This is a genomic window from Furfurilactobacillus rossiae DSM 15814 (genome assembly GCF_000428925.1).
Classification (GTDB): Bacteria; Bacillota; Bacilli; order Lactobacillales; family Lactobacillaceae; genus Furfurilactobacillus; species Furfurilactobacillus rossiae.
In genome coordinates this window covers 190,800-208,340 of the sequence record NZ_AUAW01000005.1, presented here as the reverse complement: position 1 = coordinate 208,340, position 17,541 = coordinate 190,800, and the positions used below count along the sequence as shown (strand labels likewise).

The following is a 17,541-nucleotide window of genomic DNA, read 5'->3' as shown; positions in this document are numbered from 1 at the left end:
CGGTTCCCAAGTGAAATCTATAACTGTTGATCATGGTAAGGAGTTTGCCGATTATCGATCCATAGAACAAGACTATCAGATTAAAGTGTATTTTTGTCACCCGTATTCACCATGGGAACGGGGATCTAATGAATATTTCAATCGACGGTTACGTTGGTTTTTCCCGAAAAAGACTAACTTTGACCAGATAACGACTGATGAAATCCTGGCAGCACTTGAGCTTATTAATCAACGACCATTAAAAATCCATCATCAACAGACTGCCATTGAAAGTTTCCGGGCTTGTTCGGATTAAACTTGTAATTTGCCCACAAAAAATCGGAAGGAGTGATGCCATGTGGAGCAACTTTAAACGCAATTGGCTGTTAATATGGATTGGATTGAACACGCTAAGCCTAGGTGTGTTTTTTATTTACGTTTCAAATTTTCTCGCCGACGAAGATCTAGACCACGCACGATCCCTGTTCACTCACTTTGAGGATCCGGACATGGCAATCCTGCTTGTCATCGTTGGCATGACGTGCGTGCTTTCTGGATTGTGGCATGTTCAGCGTTATAAGGCACAAGCAGCCTCATTAGTGATGGCTGGCGGTATGTGGTCAATGTATCTCGTGACATTTATTTTTCATGATTTGCACACACCAGGGCCGATTGATTTTTCAACAATGTATGCGATTGCTATGTTCACGGCTATTGTGATGGCAGCACTGACGAATACAGGATGGGGCGGTGGTCACCAGTGAACCAAGCAATCATCATGGCGGTATCAACGTTTATTGGTGGTCTATTAACCTATCTAGGTATTCGCTACAAAGCAAATTCAAGCACAATGGCAACGGGCATTGAAAACATCAATGAATTACTTGGTCAAATTCGTAAACAGTCACAAACGATTGAGGACTTGAATAATCAAGTTTTCGAGCAATCAAAGGTGATTGACACGCTGACCCGTAAGGTAGGTGAGCTAGAGCAGAAGTTAACTGATAAAGGGGACATTAAATCATGAAAGTAAGACTGAATTTCAACTATAAATCTGCGACTGCATGGGGAACGTTGTTAACCGCCATTGCGACTGGTGGAATCGGTATCTTAACCGGTCTTGGTGTTGTAGTTAAGCAGACAGATGCAACAACCATTTACGGTTCAATTACGGCCGGTGTTTCACTGCTGACAACGCTGGGTATTCTCACCGCATCTACTGATAAGCAAGGAGGTAACAATGATCAAAAATAAAATTGTAACTACTGGAGCAGCCATAATGGCTGCTTTTTCTTTGGCTCTATTTTCTGGAGATACTCAAAAGGCCAGTGCCTATGTAGTTAATACGCAGTACGCATTTGGCGCCGGTCAAGGTTCACCGTACCAAACGAACAACAAGTTTGTTGTGCTACATGATACGGCCACCGAAGCGAGTGCTGCTAACACCGCCAGTTATTTTGACAACAACTGGAATGTCGCATTTACGAGTGCAACATACGTTGTTGGTGATGGTGGTGCAGTGTATCAAGTCGAACAGCCTGGTTATCAAGCGTGGGCCGCTGGCACGTATGCTAATGCCAACGCTCCGGTTCAAATTGAACTAGCTCATACGTATGACTGGAACACGTTCAAGGCTGACTATGAGTCTTATATCAAACTGGCTCACGATAGTGCTGTTCGTTATGGGATTAACCCCGGTTCATTTAACCATGTAAATGGTGGAATCATCACACACCGTTTTGTTAGTGAAAACTGGTGGGGTGACCACGTTGATCCAATGGAGTACATTCAAGGTCGCTGGGGTGTTTCTGCTGAGACGCTTGCTAATGACATTGCCACAGGGGTATCTAGCCTTGGAACTTCTACGATTAACGTTCCGCAAGCCCAGACGACGGTTCAACAACCTGTCCAACCGTCTGCATCTGTTCATGCCAATCCAACGATTGGTACATTCACATTTGCTGCCACGACTAACATCCGTAGTGGTGCAGGATTGAGTAACAATGTACTTGGTCAGTATGAGGCTGGTCAGTCGGTTAACTATGAACGTGTTGCTTACGCTGATGGTTACAAGTGGCTTGGTTACACGTCATTTTCTGGTAGGCAATGCTGGGTTGCAGTGTTATCTGGTAATGTGGCACAGTCGTCACAGTCCACTACGAATCTAGTACCACAAACTGGTGCTTACGTTCCTTACGGAATGAAGTACGTTCGCAATGCGCCGTCAACGCAGACTGGTGACATCAAAGCGTACTACAACGCTGGTATGGCAATCAGCTACGATGGTTACGTAGATTCAGAAGGTTACCGTTGGATTAGTTACATCGGTGCCTCGGGGAACCGTGCTTACGTTGCCGAAAAGATTCTGTCTAATGGTCAACGATTAGGCTATTGTTACTAAATTGAATATTAGTTTTGCTGATATAAGATAGACCCTAACCTCCAGTAATGGAAGTTAGAGTCTATTTTTTGTGCATTCAGATAGCAAACATTCACCAGATGAGCAGGATCAGCAATGAAATTGTTTTACAATCCATAAAAAAATGATAACTAAATGTAAAGCATTAACACTATTACAAATGTGGTTGTCTTGAGTTTGTTGTATTATTTAAATATTGTAAAATATAAAAAGGCACTTATTCCCTAAAGATCACTATATAAAAATTGGAGTGGATAACTTGTGAACTATCTAGAAATGATTGGTGTAATCATCGCTATAATTTCAACGTTGGGACTTCTGACCCTACCAGTAATTCAATATTTTACGAATGCCTCTGTTGAAAAAACAAAATCTGATAATGAAACAACTATTAGACAGGCAGAACTAAAAAACGAATCAGAAGTAAAGCAGTTTGTCGTCAAATCAAACAACGAACTAAAAAGATACTTGTCAGAACAAAAGCAGGCCGAACAAATCGCCAAAATTCAACAAAAAAATTATGACCGTGTGATTTCACATATGCAGACACTATTCTCTGAATATGTAACCGTTACGTATTCAGAGTTAATAACGCTGATTCCAGACAAGAATAAACAGCCATCTACGCGGCCCTTAGCACTATCAGATAACCAGCGACAGCTTGAAGCGGAGGTGGTGTTATACGCCCCAGGGCTTTCTAATGAATTTGAGTCATTTAGAGATTCAATTGTATTCGTATACAATTACTCACGAGTCTTTAGCGATTTCTGGACTATTGTTAAGGGTTTAAACAAACTAATAGGAGCCAGCCCGATATCACTACCAGACATAAACTCCAAAAAAGATAAAGCCAATTAAATTTGGCTTTTTTTGCATTCATCAGTATGTTGCCAACAAAAGCCCAAACAACAATTAAAGTCCATCCCGTCCACTGAATCATATATTTTTCCTCTCTACTCAACCAATCGGATTATTTAAAATGTGTACTCAATGTCCGCAATTTCCTTAAACTGCTCGGCCGTAATCATTTGACCGGTCACAAAGGTTTTTAATTCGTCAACAGTGTAGAGTCCCATCTCAAAATACAATTTAATAAAATCAAACATTATGCTTGTACCTCCTTAGTGGTCTTGCTTGCAAGCTGTAACAACACTTGTGCATTGAATTTTGACTGAGCCGTTTTGTCTGCGGCCAGTGTTGCCAGAATCTGTGCGTTTATCTTATCTTGAGCTGTTGCCTCAACGGGTTGTGCCGGTTTTGTCGGCTCTTCAATCCAACTCTTCGTTTCAAAGTCAAAATAAACCTTATTGGATTCATTCGGCTGCGGCACATCTGTTTCTGGAATGGTTGGATCAGGCACATAATCGTTTGGCATGACTCGGTAACTGCCGGTGAGATGATGCTGATCATTGATTAAATAAACATTTTTGCTCATGGTTGCCCTCCTTATTTATTAGCAAAGTATGCGAATCCAATATCAAGTACGTCACCTGCATGCAACGCATTCGTATTAATGATTCGAACTGTTGGTGTCGCATTTGATGGCACCATATATGTTACTGATTGATAACCGTAAGTTGTAACGTGATCCAAGATAACGCCACCGCCCCAACCAGGAATACCTTCTGGTGCGTTACACAAGACGATTGAGGTATTTGAATCAAAAGTGTGCAATACCTGAACGGCACCCATAAAGGTAACTAGCCATGTATCACCAAGATCATATTTATGGAACGCACACGGAATGTCCCACTGTTTGAAACCATCCGTTAGCGAGACGGGAATCATGCCGCTATCGCCACCAATAGAACGTACTTTGCTCCACAGATTACTGTTAGAACCATCCTTGGTAATAATATCTTGGACGGTTAACTTACCGGAAATTTTCTGTTGGTCAGCGTTCAATAAGACAGCGCCAGCTGACTCAACCGCTTTTTGATTTGCCTGTGCGGCTGCCTGGGTATCCTTCTCTTTTTGAACGTAGGCGTCAACTTGGTTCATCCAATTCTTAAAATCGGCATCCTGTAACAAGCTCGCCTTGAATGTTGCCCAATCGTCTTTGTATGGATCGTAATTAAAGCTCAAGTACTCACGACCTGCTAATACCGTTGTCGACAGGTCCATCGTTGATTTGACACCATCGCCAGTAATAACTTCGATGAAAAATTTAATTAATCCCTGCGTGGTCAGTGTCGGCTGAGGAAAACGAACGTTGGCAAGACCGTTTGCAATATCAGTAATCTCACCAGACATCGGCACGCCAATTTGTTTGTCATTATCATCCGTGATAACGGTGTTAATTTGAGCGCCTTGTAAGTTACACAACGTGCCATCTTCGCGATAAAGTTGCACTGGTAGTGCATCATTGTCGTCGCCCTGACGTAAACGTAAAACACTGGTGACATCAAGGGTGGCTGCGCCTTCGTACATAAAGAGCCCTTTGCCAAGCGTGAGTTTAAGCGGCAATGTTAACTCACCGGTTGGCGATAATCGTGTATCCATAAATTTCCTCCAATCAAAAAGCCCGCTGACCTTAGTCAACGAGCTTTCTCTGTTTTAATATATCTTGCATTTGATGCAGCGTATCATGAACAATCAACCAGTTTTGTGACCAGATTTGCTTAACTCTATTTCCTAGCCATAATGAATGAACTGCCCTTAGTTGAATATGTTGCATGGGTTGATTCTCAGGCATGTGATACCAGGGTAACTGTTTGGTATTAAACCAATCAATCATAGCATTCACGTTACTCTCAATTTGTTGGGGCAACGTCACCAGCCAGCGGTAGGTACCACGATCACCATTTGGGCGAATTTTAATTGTATCTGGTACTGGTACGTTCGAATCATTCATACGTGACATGATTAACCGCTGCATGCTGGCTAAAGTTTCTTGTGTGCCAATCACGTTGGCTCGTGTCTTAGCCAAGAAATCACCGTCTAACACATCTTGAACAGGTTGGCTGGCCGTAATCTTTGCTGTATTGGTTGCATGCACGCTTAATGACTGACCATTTAAAAAGGTAATCGTAGCGTCCAATTCGCTATCTTGTACCCAGTACACGACTTTCTCATCGGAATTAGGGCCAAGATAACGTGCTGCCCACAAGCCCCCAATTTTGTCGCTGATCCAGTGGTCAAAATGATAACCAGTCAGTTTATCGCGCAAATTCAACAATTGTGTCGATGTCTGATTGTATGATCCGTCAGCGTTCACCATTGACCACGGTGACGCACCAGACATATCAAAACCGTAAACAGTGAACAGGCTATAACCCATTGCATCTAATAGAACTGATTGACGTGTGATGTAGTTAGCGACAGTTGTGTCGTCAAACTCATCGCGCGTATACCCGTATTCCGTGCTGACGTATGGCATCCCCTTTATTGGCGCGTAGGTTGCCGGATTCCACTTATCGAATACGAATTCTGGCTTACCTTGCCAGTAATACTTGTTTCCGTATGGGTGATTAGCAAACGCATCACTATCAACTAGCATGCCGTCGTCAAAGTAAGGTTGCCAGTAGTCCACACCGTCAGATGAAGCAGCTGGATACGTGAACAGATTCCCACCAAAATACATCATGGCTGGATCTTGTTTGACTTGTTTTGCCATTCTGGTATTCAATTGCACGATTTGTCGAACACGAGTCGGATCAATTGCGCCTTCATTATCGAACCATGGCGTGGCCCCGTTGTCGGGTTCATTGAGACCTTCCCACAGCACTTGTCGTCCTTTGTAGCGTCTAATCAGTCGGCAATGAATCTCAGCAATTGCATTTAAAAATGTTTGTTGATCGTGGTTAAAAATGTCCTGGTCAAAATCGGTCATCGCCCACATACCATAACTAACGATTGGAATCACATCGTTGCGTAACGCCGATTCAATCGCATACTGGTTAATTGGTTCAGTAGATGCATGATAATTATTCAACCCATCGCGGCTCAGATTGGCATATGTCATACCAAGAACACAGTAGTTAAGACCCAGTTCAGCCATTCTTGCAAATGACTTATCCAGCAGCTCGTGCGTTTTTTGACTGTCAGTCAGCCCATATGAGTAAGGCCAAATAAACGTGCCAAGCTTTTGGTCAAACGACTTTTGAGCATCGAGAATCTGTGCATTGTTCATAATAACTCCTCCGGAATCGACCAACTAAATCTTACTGTACCGCCAGTACCAACTGTTTTCTGCAATGACAACTGATTGCCAAAGATAACCAAAACGGGCGAACCACCGCTGTCGCCAGAGCCCTTGAAGGTAATCAAATCAGTGCTAAATGGTAAGTCACAAAGTGCCTGACTAGCAGCATCTGACTGTGTGTAGCCACCAAAGTCCCCACGAATATACCATGTATGATCTCGCTTTATCACACGAACGTTACCGTTTAACGGTGATTTAACAGGAAAAGTCATCAACTGATCATCGTCGGTGGCCAGTGGTGCTACATAAAATCCACAGTCCACGTAGTCATTGTACAGCGCTGGCTTACCAGTCCTCACATTACTGTAAGAGATATTAATCATGCTTGTACCGGTCGGAGCAAATTTATCTAATTTAAAAACAGTATGCTCATCATCGACCGTAAATGTCATCGAATTAAAGACCGTTTTATCCGTAATTGATTTGTAAAAGAATAACTTAACCGTTTCACCAGTTGAGCCACTATACAACGTTAATGTTTGATGGAATTTACCGTCATTCAGAATCAGGTCAGGCACTACGGACGTATAGCCATATCCCTTGTTCTGCCCCAGACTTCCAGATTTGAAAGATCCATCGTCATTTAAATCAGTATTGGCAATCTCGGTTGTCCACAGATTGATTGGCACAACATACTTACTCAAATAATTTAGTGGTTGCATTGGACCAGCAGGTCCGACAATCCCGTTCGCAATTAACTGCCAGTTACTGGACTTGTCAGGATCATCCCCAGTTGTGGTCACTGTCGAAATATAAGAACTATCTTGATAACTAACGATACACATTCGTTCATAAGTTGTGGTAGCACTCCACACACCGTTTGTGGTTGGGAACACTTTCCCAATATCTGCCATTACTGAATCACCTCACTAATCATGTGGCCTTTCTCGTCCTCTCGTAAATTAATCTTCGTTAAATACAGGTTCATCATGGCACCCGTAATCGTGCTGTCTGTCGTTGGCGTAGTTTCATAATCAAGATGTCCTGTGACGAAGTTTGGTGTCACCTTCAATCCTTCCATGAGTATCTGCATTGCAAGATTGGCATCAATATCTGGCAAACGTCCATCAATAATCGTACTGACAGATGCGAGTGTCGCAAACGTGGCTTTCTCTTCCGCTTTGGTAAAGCTATCACCAACATCCGCTTTCTTGGCGAGTGCAGCTGTTATGTCTGCATTTTTAGCAAAGGCATCAAAATTTGGTAAATCGTTCGTTAAGACGTAATTTTGAAGCCTGTTAGTTAAATCTGTTCCAAGAACATACGCATTCATAGCAGCAATTGTCTGATAGCTGCTCAAGGCATCCTTTTTGAGATAGCCAGTTAAGTCAGGTTGCGGAATCTTGGCGATAGCAGCAGCTAAATCAGGCTGATCAATTAAATCGGCAGGTTTACCCACAATAGCATCCCATGCAGTGAAAGGCCAGTACACACTGCCATCCGAATTCTGCAAATAACGTTTATGCGTTTGGTCTGTATTGGACATCGCTAACACCTCCATCAATCGTCTGTAAGCCAGCAAAGTGATCTTCATTGACCCGAATGTTATTCGCAATCGCCGTCAGATTAGTTATCTGATTATCGTGATCACGTACTCGATTACTCGACGTCAACGAGATACTGCGTAGTGCCGCAGACGTATTGTCTAATGTAATTGTTGGCATCGACGCTGGGTTATACGGATTCTGGGTAATTCCTGTCACCGTAACCTCACGTTCCAGTCCGATGCTAGGTGCACGTAAATACCAGCCATCCCCTTTATTGATTACAGTTCGACTGAGATACTGCATCGTCAATTGCAATGTTGGTTCGGTCTGTAACGTCGACTGAACGTACTGTTGCATTGAACCTTGATCAGTAAATCGTTCATCAGAAATGGCGGGTCCACGATGCAGGCCATACTTGTTGATACTATCTTGATCGGAAAATAAAAACTTAACCTGATAGTTGCCTTTGGTTAAGTCATTGTTTGAAGAACTATTCTCGTTATCAACTGGCTTACCATAGCACCAGCATTGGTTAATCAAGTTACTCGAATCCGTCGACAAATGAACCGCATCGGTATTACCGCCATAAACAAACATATTGTTGGTCTCATGACGAAACGTGTCGCGAGAATAAAAGTGAATATGCAGGTTATCCGGTATCATGACAGCGCCAAACTTATCCAGATAGCTCGTCAAGAATTCAAGAAACGAGGTATTCCCCAAATTCTCGATTTGGACTGACTGAAAGTTGCCATCGTAATCAACCGTCACATCTTGATCATTACCATTTACAAATTGACTGCAAGCATCTTGAAACGAATAAGTCAGCGTACCAGCATTGATATCCTCTTTGCGCACATTCTTTAGCACGTCATACATAATATGAACAGCCTTGACTTGATTAGTCAGAATACCTGCATCAACCGCTGGACTTGCTTGTTTAATGACGTACTGTTGTCCACCATACACAATCAAGTTCTGTGTTTGTAAGAGATTGAAAGCAGACGTGTACCCTGGCAACAATCGTGCTGTCAGCGATAACTCCATCGACTGATTCATTGACCAAGCGTCCTGAAACGAGTCGTGCGCATCGTTAATATTCAATCGTTCCTCGCTATTACCATTACGCTCACGTACAACCAGTGACGGATAACTAAACATAATAAAACGGCGTATCGAAGCTGACAGTGGCCTCGGTACAACCCGTCAACGTAAACTGATTATCGCCACGTTGTAATGAGATGATGCCGTGATTCGTATCAATGCCACATTGTTGACCATTGATAAACGGATTGACGCCAGCCAATTTTAGTTCATCCCCTGTGCTTACCTGACGATTACAGGTGAACGTTTGACCGGTCGTCTGATTAATCAACGATGGCCTACCGTTCGCATGAATCGTAATCACTAACGGGTGCTGTTTAATATCGGGTTCAATCATAATGTCGCCAAAATTCATCACAGTAAAACTATCTGTGTTGAACGTATACTGTGGCACACTACCAGCCATCTCAATACCTTGGCCTAACGCCCAGATTGGTGAATCAAAATCATTTATCTGTTGCGTTGTCCCCAGCGTTTGACCAACACCAGCAGAGTTATTAAACGTCACAGTAACATAGAAATCCTTGTCGTTCGGGTACGTTGGTTTGAACGTCTTGGCTTTTACCTTAAACTTCAATCCAGCATGGTTAGCAAACGTAATCCAATACTCGTCACGGGCATACAGAAAACGTTCTAGTGCTTGATAACCTAACGACTGGTCATTCTCATCTTCACCAAACGCATAGAACTGCGTCACGATATCTCGTTGATCATAACGAGAAGCCATCAAAGTTTGACCGTCTTGTTGACCAATTACTTGATACGTTTCAGCTGGCGTTAAATCTGGTAACACGGCGTCATACATATAAACATTCTTCAAATCAGGAACATCAAAGCATGACACCCAGTTCACACCGTCCGTGCTGATGGCATACTCAACCGGATTGAACGGCAACTTATTGTCGGTCTCACTGAACCGATACGCGTGCGGCTTATTTGAACTTTGCGAAAACACTTGCACGATACGCGCCTCCTTTCTTTTATGATTTCGTTGGCTTAAAATTAGAACATCAAACAAAGCGAGGTAATGATGATGCCATTATTCGGTAAAAGTGACGACAAACCTAAACTAATTGAAACCGTGGGACCAGTGCCAGAAGGATATCATTCGGACGGGATTATTCAAACATCCGTTTCAGGTCAAGACGAAATATCTTCTCAATCTAAAACTCTTAAGAATTTAGCAAATATTTGTAAGGCAGCAAATGCTTCTGGATTTGCAAACTATCGACTTAGTACACATTTCAACTCTGGCGTAAAGGAAGACGTAATTTTCGCCTACGCTGATATCATCAGAGCCAATTAAAAAGACATCCCAGCGGGTGCCTTTTTATTATGCTTGACCCTGTGCTTCGGCCATCCGGTAACGGCCAGCACTCACACGTTCAGTCGTCTTAGTGACCTTTTCGCCATCTAGGTAGGTATCATCGTTTTTATCACGAATTTCGGTCAACCTTTCAATAATAGTGTCCAACAGTTTAGTTGATATACCTGAATGGCTTTCATCTGATTGAGCATTAGCAGTATGAACCTGCATCCCCGTTGCCGACGGTACCGTAGCGTCACGTAGTTGTGGCTGTTCCTGTACTGTCCGTTCATACGCTTCGTCAAGGAGTTGCATCGCATTACCCATACGAGGGTTAACTACAAATTCATCTCCATGCTCAGCGATTGGTGCTAATTGAGGTGTCGTTGGGTGACCACCTGTCCACCAACCGTGACCCTGACCAATATAGTTCCATGTCCCCATTGCGTCCAAACGACGAATGGCGGCAATAATCTGGTCAAGTCCACTCTTGATATTAGTGTGACCACCGATAGCCCATTGACCAAAGGTTTGAGGGATGAATTGCAGTAATCCTTGTGCAGGATTGCCGTTCGCCATGTTAACGTCCCAAACTTTTTGAACGATGTTGTTATCCCCACCAGATTCAGTAGCGATTTGTGACAGCAAGTGCCCAATCTGAGAACCAGAAAGCGGTGCATGATGGAGAATGTCAGTTGCTTGACCAATAGCTGAACGCCAGCGGTCAACTGCTGGTCCAGATGGGCCATTAGTATTCTCGGACTCGATTTTCTGCTGAGTTTGGCTCAGCATGTCCTTAAATTTATCGACTGCAACGGAAGCCAGCTTATCAATTGTGCCCGTGGCTAAGTCACCAAAGCTAGCAGCACCTTTGAACAGTCCATCAGTCGCTTTATGCAAGACCTTTGAAATATTACCTAGCGGGTCCTTCATAAACTTTTCAACAGCGTCGGCCTTATCACCAATCCATGAACCGATGTCAGCCAGTTTACCCTTGGTCCAATCAATGGCGTCACCAACAATCCCACCATCAGCATAGTGTTGAACACCGGCTGAATGCATGATATTGGCAGTTTCGTCCCCATTGTAGATTCGAGTACCGACTGGCAATGGCATAACAGCGTTACGTTGATGAGACATCTTCAATTCGCCGCTTGGCAGTTGCAATAGTTCTTTCCAGTTTTGACCAGCCCCATCGTTAATCATCGATAAACGAGTATGAACCACACCGCCTTGTGCAAACTTAACCGGCTTCAAGTGATGAATGCTGGTCTCATGTCCGGTAAAGAACTTCCAAACCGTATCAATGGCATCAACACCAGCGTTAATAACGTTTAGGACACCATTAATGCCGTCCTGTGCAGCACCTTTGATGCCTTTCCAAATGCCGCTAAAGAAGTCGCCTAATCCTGACCACATTGAACGCCAAACAGCGTTGATGGCGTCAAGGACGCTACTAATGACATCGTGAATGGTACTCATATAACCATGAATAGCCCCAGAAATATCTTTCCAAATGTCGATGAAAATTGATTTAATATCGCCCCAAATCTTACTCCAGCGACCGTGAATAATATCTGACACTAATTTAATAATGTCGGCTATCGCATTCATCGCGCCAAGCACGAGTGGTTTCATCACAGCCCATGCCATTTTTAGGATAGCAACGATAGCATTCCAAACAGCACGCCATGAACCCTCGATAACCTTAAGCGCGCCAGAAATGACAATTTTAATAACTGCCATCCCAAGGTCAACAATTGGTTTCATGATTGCCCAGACAACTTTGAGATAGGTCGAAACCAACCCCCAGCCAATCTTCCAAACATCAACAATCAAGTCAATGCCCAGTTGAATAGCGGAGCTAATAATCTTCATACCAACGGAGACAATGGGTTCAATCTGTTTCCAAACACTTTGAACGGCTTTAACCGCTTCATTGAAGAATGGTCCAAAGGTCTTTCGAACCCAGCTAATCGCATCCCCTAACCACTTCGTTGCATCCTTGTAGAACTGTTTAATTGAATCGACAATTCCATTCACAAAATTTCTGAACTTTGCATTGTGTTTATACAGCTCGACTAAGGCAATCACGATTGTGGAGATAGCTGTAATCCAGATTGTAAATGGAACAGCTTTGAGAGCCGCCCCAAAGGCTGGGAAAACTTTGCTTCCAGCCTTTATCGAATCGGTGAAGCCACTAACTGCGCCTCTTATACTCTTAAATGCGGACGATGTACCTAAAGTGTTCGTTAAATCCTTAAAACCTTTAATGAATCCATTTATTTTGCTAACCGCAAACGCAGCCACCAGAATCTTGCCAAATTCTTGAATGGCACTCTTGTGTTTCAAAATTGCGTCTAATGCAGACTCAATCTGTTTCAGTGGGTCACCAGACTTCTTAGCGCTGTCACTGACAAGTCCAAACGCACTAGCAATATCTTTAACAATACCACTGACTGTTGCCCAAATAGACTTAGCCAGAATACCGATAATTTCACTGATGTCACTGATAACAGCCAAAATGTCTTTTCGATGGGCCGCAATGTAAGAAAGTACGTTAGTCGCACCTTCCATAACTTTAGACAGTCCACCAGAAATCAAGTTGGCGTATTGTTCCATTGACTTATCAGATGTCAGGCTTTGCAAGTCTTTCAAAGCCGACTTCGACATGTTAAATGAAGACTTTTCAATATCCCCAAACAACATACTCGTCCGACTTTGCAAATACATCGACATCCCTTGAAACGACGTTAACGCTTCGGCTTGACTACTCTTGTACTTATTACCTAATTCATCCAGAGCTTCTTCGAACACCTTACCGGTCAACTTACCTTGTGCCGACATCTGATACAGTTGATCCATCGACTTGCCGGTAGCCTTTTGTAAAGCCTCACCAAACATAGGAAAGCGGTTGATCATAACCGACATGTCCTCAGCATTGGCTTTACCACCAGCGTCAATCTTCGCAAATTGCTCACCGGCTTCAGCTAGTGCATCATTACTAACATGTAAAGTAGACCCAAGATTAACGAAGTCTTGCGTCCATTTTTTAGTTTCCTGTGCATTTGAATGAACATGGTAAAACGACTGAGCCATCTTATCCAATGCTTGTGATGAATAGATGGAGTGTTGCGACATGTCGTTGATGAAACCAACTAACTGTTTCCCATCTTGGGGTGCTTCAGTAGTCAGGTTATGCCAGTTGATACGCATGGTATCTTGCTGGATGTTGTATTCCATCCCTGCTTTAGTGGCTTCATGTAAACCACTTAGTAAAGCAGCAGTTCCACTAGCTATCACCGAACCGGCAAACGTCCCCATTAACACATCCTGTAGCTTGCTACTAGACTTGCCTGTCTCTTCTGTTGCTGTTCGAACATGTTTTAATGGCTCAGTTACTTCATCAGTAACTTTTAGATTGGTGTTGTGACTAGTCGGTACATCCCCGATATCCTTCTTAAAATCAAGAATCTTATTAGCTTCAGTAGTGGCATTAACTTTAACTAAAGTGTCTTTCGGCAACTCTTTAATATTTGTTCCGAGCTGTTTAGCGTGGTCAAGCGCTTCACTGGTATTCGCTGTAACTTCAAGTTTCGTATCTTTAGGAATACTAGTCATTTGCGACTGCAACGCCTTAGCGTCCGTCACAACCTTGCTGATAGATTCCGACCCAGAAGTACCCAGCATCCGCATGGCATCTTCTAACACCTTAGTTGGGCTCACTGACCCATTAACTAGGTTGGTCATATCCGTCAGCATCTGTTTGACACGAGTTAATGGACTGGTGACATCATCAACGAATGACCACCGGACCTTTTGGTCAACTACATAATCGGCACTCACTTGCTGTCACCTCCGTGCATTAACTGATAAAGCATCATGTTTTGGTCGTTACGAGCTTGCTGTTGCTTGATGAAGTATGGGTCAAACTGCTGTTTAATCTTGGCTTCCTGCTGCTTCAAATTCTCTGTAATTTGTTGTTCGTAATCTTGGTTCTTCTCACCGTCCGCTAGCAGGACAGGCCGAGTAAAACTAGCAGCTTGCTTTTGTGCATGTAAATCATCAATGCGAGCCAATAACGCACCTTTTAACATAGTGTTGTATTCGTGAACCGTCATATCGTAAAAGACATTAATGTCTGTCACACCAATATAGCGACGGGCACCTTCTAGCCAATTTGAGAGGTCGTCGTCTCCGCTGCCGGTGCTTCCTGTGGTGCCGTCATCTTGTCGAAGGCGTTCTCGCTGTCGTTGATTTGATCCAGACCGACTTGATAACCCGTCTTCTGGTTGGCTGCTGCCGCTGTATCGCTGTCGGCCAATGCGTCTAACTGTGCTTGCAAGATGGTCCGCAATTGTTCGTTGCGTTTCTTCCAAGCTTTGGCCTTGATCTTGAAAAAACCACTGTTGTTTAAGGCGTTGACTGCATCACGGAAAGCCGCATCCTCCGAGTCGTCGTCTTTAAATACTTGGTCGTCCATTGCATCAAATAAGTCATCGTCACTTGGATGGTCACCAGCTAAGGCAGCTTCATAGAATGAAAGCAATGCATCTGGGTCAGATTGAACCAAACCGGTGATTAAGTTGCTAAAGCCTGATTTATCGTTTTCATCTCCAAGCTTTTTGGCTAGAACTGAACGAAAACGAAAATTAATCCGTGGTGTGAGTGATTTACCGTTAATGTTTAATGCTTGCATGATTTAATAATCCTTTCTTGTTTAGAAGTTACTTACCAGTTGTTGATGAACCAGTTGTCGAACCCGTTGAACCAGCGCTCGATGTATTACCGGCTGGTTGTGATTCATCTGGCAATTGAGTTGTCGCACTGTTATCACCAACATCTTGACCATGACTAAATGCGTAAAGTGCCTGACTCATGACTTCAAATGAACCGTCAGCTAAATCGCTTTCTTTAATTCGTGCAGGTGTACTGTTATCACCTTCCGTGTCTACAGCTTCGCCCTGAACTTCAAATGTCGTGTTGGATTGTGTAATCGCACCAACACCTTCTGTAATTGGCAACTGTGGTACTAGGCACTGTGAGTATTCAGCCTCTGCTGTACGATTAGGCGTTGTTCCTTGCAACGTGTTAAAGTCCACCTTCCAGAGATGGATAACTTCACCTTTGGACCAAGCGTCATTCAATTCGTGATATAGTCCATCATTTTGTGTGTAGACAAGGTTAACAACTCGCTGTTGTGTCTTAGCTCCTACGGCCTTTAGCGTAACCGTCTTAGTCTGCACATTAGTGGCCGTCCGTGTGTTAGTACCAGAACTGGCACCTTGTAACCCTAAAACTTCTGGTTTACGTGACTTCGGCCAACTATCACGCTTGTAAAAGTAAATAATCTTATCCGCAAATTTAGGACTGATAACTTCAGTCGTTGCTCCAATTCCTGATGGCATATTTCTGCCCCTTTCCAAAATAAAAAGACGCCTAAGCGTCTCAGTTAATAACTAACTTGATAGTCCACTAGTATCGGCACATGAAAAAGTGTCCGGTCTTCTAGTGAATTATCGGTAATAATACGACTTGAATAATGTGTGGCTTTGAATGGATAGTTCAACCCAGACAACGACTTCAATCGATCAATAACAGTCTGTTGTAGATTAAGTGCATCTCCATAGGAATCATGTTCAACGTACAGGTCAGCAGTCAGTGTAATTTTGTCTTGACTGCCGTATTTTAATTGACTGATGTCCACGCTATCGGCAAGACTTAAATCAACTTGTGGAAAATGTAGATTGTCGTCATCGTCACTGGGTAATAAGACCAGCACATCAACGCCTTTTAACGCTTGCTTTGCACTCAGTATCAAGTCCACGGCTGGATAGATGGGTTCCATGTTAAGCCTCCTCACTCGCCTGTTTGAGAGCCTTACGGGCAGTTTCATTTAGATTACTCCCGATTGCATCCCCAGCAGGTTTCATGAACGGTTCAGCAGCCATCTTTTTTGTACCAAACTCGACAGCCTGACCATATTCATAGTCTTTTTTTGACATTGCTTGTGGTGCAATTTCAGTTTGCATCCCGTTTGAACTGTCATGGGAGTCAATACTGCGCATCAAGTTCCCTGTTGGCACATAACCTGACTTCTTACCACCAACATTGGCACGTTCAATCTCACGTGCTCTACGTTTGGTCAGAACACCAGCACCGTGGATAACTTTCTTGGCATTCGTATCCAAACCAAACTGTACTCGTTGAAGATGCGCGACACCTTCGCCTGAACCGACTGATGCCATCGTGTGCATCAGGTTCTTAATCGGACCCGACCAATTATCCGTCATCCGATAGCGAACTGTCGGAATGTGTTCATTGTTAGTTGCCACTTAGATCACCTCCGACTAATTGCTTATCGACGACGATATAAAAGTCAGTCTTGTGTTGATGATGAGCGATTTTAGTGATGGCATAGTTTGGCTCAAACGACTTGATGTTCATATCTGACAGACCGATTCGTTCTGCTAGGTGTTCACCCGTGACTCGAACAATACGAGCGTCAGCATAAACTTTTCCAAACGCCGTCATCTGTCGTTGGTCTCCCATTTGATTAATGCGTGCATCAGCAATCGTTTCAATCAATTCTGGTTTCTTCTTGCGGTTCAATGAACCAGCTGGCGTTGATGACTGGTTGCTGAGTAGATAAACTTTTTCAATCCTCAATCCCAAGTCACCACCGATCCAAGTCGATTAGCACCAGACTGATTGTCCATATACTTGTTCAGTAGTGTGGCAAATGGCTTCATGTCATCATCTGAGAATGTGAAGGATAAACCTTCTTCTGATGTAGCAGTCGTGCCCTCTGCAGCTTCCTGCACAAACTTAGCCGCTGCCATCTTACGAATGACACCATCGAGTTGTTTTGGTACATCCACGTTGTTGATAAAAATACCGATAGCGTCCAATGCATCCCCGATGTACAACGTTAGTTTTGCATCAAGTTCAGTGTCACTATCCTTCAAGTCACGCATCAACTTCACACCATGCAGAAGGCTATCAATACGTGCTTTACGTTCATCATCAGTCATAGTGCACC

The 17,541-nt window shown here is 43.4% G+C and carries 23 protein-coding genes; 7 read left to right on the top strand and 16 right to left on the bottom strand.

Annotated features, from left to right (window positions below):
• The 6 genes from G400_RS0104765 to G400_RS0104740 all read left to right on the top strand — a co-directional run.
• Nucleotides 1-295: IS30 family transposase (locus G400_RS0104765; RefSeq protein ID WP_027827215.1), on the top strand; the 295-nt coding region annotated here is incomplete at its 5' end.
• Nucleotides 296-335: 40 nt separating this feature from the next.
• Entirely contained in the window at nt 336-743 is a 408-nt protein-coding gene (locus G400_RS0104760) for a hypothetical protein (protein WP_017262340.1), read from the top strand.
• Complete coding sequence (locus G400_RS0104755) at nt 740-1,006, top strand: SlyX family protein (RefSeq protein WP_017262339.1); 267 nt, start codon at nt 740-742, stop codon at nt 1,004-1,006. Before G400_RS0104760 ends, G400_RS0104755 begins: the two co-directional genes overlap by 4 nt.
• A complete protein-coding gene (locus G400_RS0104750) occupies nt 1,003-1,233 on the top strand; it encodes a hypothetical protein (protein WP_017262338.1) in 231 nt (76 codons plus the stop codon). Before G400_RS0104755 ends, G400_RS0104750 begins: the two co-directional genes overlap by 4 nt.
• On the top strand, nt 1,220-2,380 hold the full coding sequence (locus G400_RS15670; RefSeq protein ID WP_017262337.1) for an SH3 domain-containing protein: 1,161 nt from the start codon (nt 1,220-1,222) through the stop codon (nt 2,378-2,380). The genes G400_RS0104750 and G400_RS15670 overlap by 14 nt, the downstream gene beginning before the upstream one ends.
• A 279-nt stretch (nt 2,381-2,659) precedes the next feature.
• The gene (locus G400_RS0104740; protein ID WP_017262336.1) at nt 2,660-3,256 is read left to right on the top strand and encodes a hypothetical protein; all 597 of its coding nucleotides are present in this window, start codon (nt 2,660-2,662) and stop codon (nt 3,254-3,256) included.
• 116 nt (nt 3,257-3,372) lie between these two features.
• Here G400_RS0104740 and G400_RS16050 read toward each other — a convergent pair whose 3' ends face one another.
• From G400_RS16050 to G400_RS0104700, 8 genes are read right to left on the bottom strand one after another with little or no spacing between them, the layout of a single operon-like run.
• On the bottom strand, nt 3,373-3,504 hold the full coding sequence (locus G400_RS16050; RefSeq protein WP_017262335.1) for an XkdX family protein: 132 nt from the start codon (nt 3,502-3,504) through the stop codon (nt 3,373-3,375).
• Complete coding sequence (locus tag G400_RS0104730; RefSeq protein ID WP_017262334.1) at nt 3,504-3,833, bottom strand: hypothetical protein; 330 nt, start codon at nt 3,831-3,833, stop codon at nt 3,504-3,506. The genes G400_RS16050 and G400_RS0104730 overlap by 1 nt, the downstream gene beginning before the upstream one ends.
• Before the next feature lie 11 nt (nt 3,834-3,844).
• On the bottom strand, nt 3,845-4,900 hold the full coding sequence (locus G400_RS0104725; protein ID WP_017262333.1) for a BppU family phage baseplate upper protein: 1,056 nt from the start codon (nt 4,898-4,900) through the stop codon (nt 3,845-3,847).
• Between the two features lie 31 nt (nt 4,901-4,931).
• Nucleotides 4,932-6,530 (bottom strand): hypothetical protein, encoded by a 1,599-nt coding sequence (locus tag G400_RS0104720; protein ID WP_017262332.1) that lies wholly within the window; start codon nt 6,528-6,530, stop codon nt 4,932-4,934.
• A complete protein-coding gene (locus G400_RS0104715) occupies nt 6,527-7,456 on the bottom strand; it encodes a hypothetical protein (protein ID WP_017262331.1) in 930 nt (309 codons plus the stop codon). The genes G400_RS0104720 and G400_RS0104715 overlap by 4 nt, the downstream gene beginning before the upstream one ends.
• On the bottom strand, nt 7,456-8,088 hold the full coding sequence (locus tag G400_RS0104710) for a hypothetical protein (RefSeq protein WP_017262330.1): 633 nt from the start codon (nt 8,086-8,088) through the stop codon (nt 7,456-7,458). The genes G400_RS0104715 and G400_RS0104710 overlap by 1 nt, the downstream gene beginning before the upstream one ends.
• Nucleotides 8,063-9,250, bottom strand: a complete 1,188-nt coding sequence (locus G400_RS0104705; RefSeq protein WP_017262329.1) for a phage tail protein — start codon at nt 9,248-9,250, stop codon at nt 8,063-8,065. Before G400_RS0104705 ends, G400_RS0104710 begins: the two co-directional genes overlap by 26 nt.
• Nucleotides 9,243-10,154, bottom strand: a complete 912-nt coding sequence (locus tag G400_RS0104700; protein WP_017262328.1) for a phage tail domain-containing protein — start codon at nt 10,152-10,154, stop codon at nt 9,243-9,245. Before G400_RS0104700 ends, G400_RS0104705 begins: the two co-directional genes overlap by 8 nt.
• A 69-nt stretch (nt 10,155-10,223) precedes the next feature.
• Here G400_RS0104700 and G400_RS0104695 point away from each other — a divergent pair, with 69 nt between their 5' ends.
• Entirely contained in the window at nt 10,224-10,499 is a 276-nt protein-coding gene (locus G400_RS0104695; protein ID WP_152323455.1) for a hypothetical protein, read from the top strand.
• A 27-nt stretch (nt 10,500-10,526) separates the two neighbouring features.
• Here G400_RS0104695 and G400_RS14490 read toward each other — a convergent pair whose 3' ends face one another.
• The 8 genes from G400_RS14490 to G400_RS0104655 are packed head-to-tail and all read right to left on the bottom strand — an operon-like array spanning nt 10,527 to nt 17,533.
• Complete coding sequence (locus G400_RS14490; protein WP_017262326.1) at nt 10,527-14,345, bottom strand: tape measure protein; 3,819 nt, start codon at nt 14,343-14,345, stop codon at nt 10,527-10,529.
• On the bottom strand, nt 14,342-14,647 hold the full coding sequence (locus G400_RS0104685) for a hypothetical protein (RefSeq protein WP_017262325.1): 306 nt from the start codon (nt 14,645-14,647) through the stop codon (nt 14,342-14,344). Before G400_RS0104685 ends, G400_RS14490 begins: the two co-directional genes overlap by 4 nt.
• A 23-nt stretch (nt 14,648-14,670) precedes the next feature.
• Nucleotides 14,671-15,198, bottom strand: a complete 528-nt coding sequence (locus tag G400_RS0104680; protein ID WP_017262324.1) for a tail assembly chaperone — start codon at nt 15,196-15,198, stop codon at nt 14,671-14,673.
• Between the two features lie 28 nt (nt 15,199-15,226).
• Nucleotides 15,227-15,907 carry a phage tail tube protein gene (locus G400_RS14485; protein ID WP_017262323.1) on the bottom strand — a complete coding sequence of 227 codons (681 nt, stop codon included), beginning with the start codon at nt 15,905-15,907 and terminating at the stop codon, nt 15,227-15,229.
• A gap of 44 nt (nt 15,908-15,951) precedes the next feature.
• Nucleotides 15,952-16,347 (bottom strand): hypothetical protein, encoded by a 396-nt coding sequence (locus G400_RS0104670; RefSeq protein ID WP_017262322.1) that lies wholly within the window; start codon nt 16,345-16,347, stop codon nt 15,952-15,954.
• Between the two features lies 1 nt (nt 16,348).
• A complete protein-coding gene (locus G400_RS14480) occupies nt 16,349-16,834 on the bottom strand; it encodes an HK97-gp10 family putative phage morphogenesis protein (RefSeq protein ID WP_017262321.1) in 486 nt (161 codons plus the stop codon).
• Complete coding sequence (locus G400_RS0104660) at nt 16,824-17,168, bottom strand: hypothetical protein (protein ID WP_017262320.1); 345 nt, start codon at nt 17,166-17,168, stop codon at nt 16,824-16,826. Before G400_RS0104660 ends, G400_RS14480 begins: the two co-directional genes overlap by 11 nt.
• Nucleotides 17,165-17,533 carry a phage head-tail connector protein gene (locus tag G400_RS0104655; protein ID WP_017262319.1) on the bottom strand — a complete coding sequence of 123 codons (369 nt, stop codon included), beginning with the start codon at nt 17,531-17,533 and terminating at the stop codon, nt 17,165-17,167. The genes G400_RS0104660 and G400_RS0104655 overlap by 4 nt, the downstream gene beginning before the upstream one ends.
• Nucleotides 17,534-17,541 lie beyond the last annotated feature (8 nt).

Bases quoted from the DNA above. Each gene is read 5' to 3' on its own strand.
- G400_RS0104760 (WP_017262340.1), top strand. From the start codon at position 336: ATGTGGAGCAACTTTAAACGCAATTGGCTGTTAATATGGATTGGATTG.
- G400_RS0104750 (WP_017262338.1), top strand. From the start codon at position 1,003: ATGAAAGTAAGACTGAATTTCAACTATAAATCTGCGACTGCATGGGGA.
- G400_RS15670 (WP_017262337.1), top strand. From the start codon at position 1,220: ATGATCAAAAATAAAATTGTAACTACTGGAGCAGCCATAATGGCTGCT.
- G400_RS16050 (WP_017262335.1), bottom strand. From the start codon at position 3,504: ATGTTTGATTTTATTAAATTGTATTTTGAGATGGGACTCTACACTGTT.
- G400_RS0104730 (WP_017262334.1), bottom strand. From the start codon at position 3,833: ATGAGCAAAAATGTTTATTTAATCAATGATCAGCATCATCTCACCGGC.
- G400_RS0104725 (WP_017262333.1), bottom strand. From the start codon at position 4,900: ATGGATACACGATTATCGCCAACCGGTGAGTTAACATTGCCGCTTAAA.
- G400_RS0104720 (WP_017262332.1), bottom strand. From the start codon at position 6,530: ATGAACAATGCACAGATTCTCGATGCTCAAAAGTCGTTTGACCAAAAG.
- G400_RS0104715 (WP_017262331.1), bottom strand. From the start codon at position 7,456: ATGGCAGATATTGGGAAAGTGTTCCCAACCACAAACGGTGTGTGGAGT.
- G400_RS0104710 (WP_017262330.1), bottom strand. From the start codon at position 8,088: ATGTCCAATACAGACCAAACGCATAAACGTTATTTGCAGAATTCGGAT.
- G400_RS0104705 (WP_017262329.1), bottom strand. From the start codon at position 9,250: ATGTTTAGTTATCCGTCACTGGTTGTACGTGAGCGTAATGGTAATAGC.
- G400_RS0104695 (WP_152323455.1), top strand. From the start codon at position 10,224: ATGATGCCATTATTCGGTAAAAGTGACGACAAACCTAAACTAATTGAA.
- G400_RS0104680 (WP_017262324.1), bottom strand. From the start codon at position 15,198: ATGCAAGCATTAAACATTAACGGTAAATCACTCACACCACGGATTAAT.
- G400_RS14485 (WP_017262323.1), bottom strand. From the start codon at position 15,907: ATGCCATCAGGAATTGGAGCAACGACTGAAGTTATCAGTCCTAAATTT.
- G400_RS0104670 (WP_017262322.1), bottom strand. From the start codon at position 16,347: ATGGAACCCATCTATCCAGCCGTGGACTTGATACTGAGTGCAAAGCAA.
- G400_RS0104655 (WP_017262319.1), bottom strand. From the start codon at position 17,533: ATGACTGATGATGAACGTAAAGCACGTATTGATAGCCTTCTGCATGGT.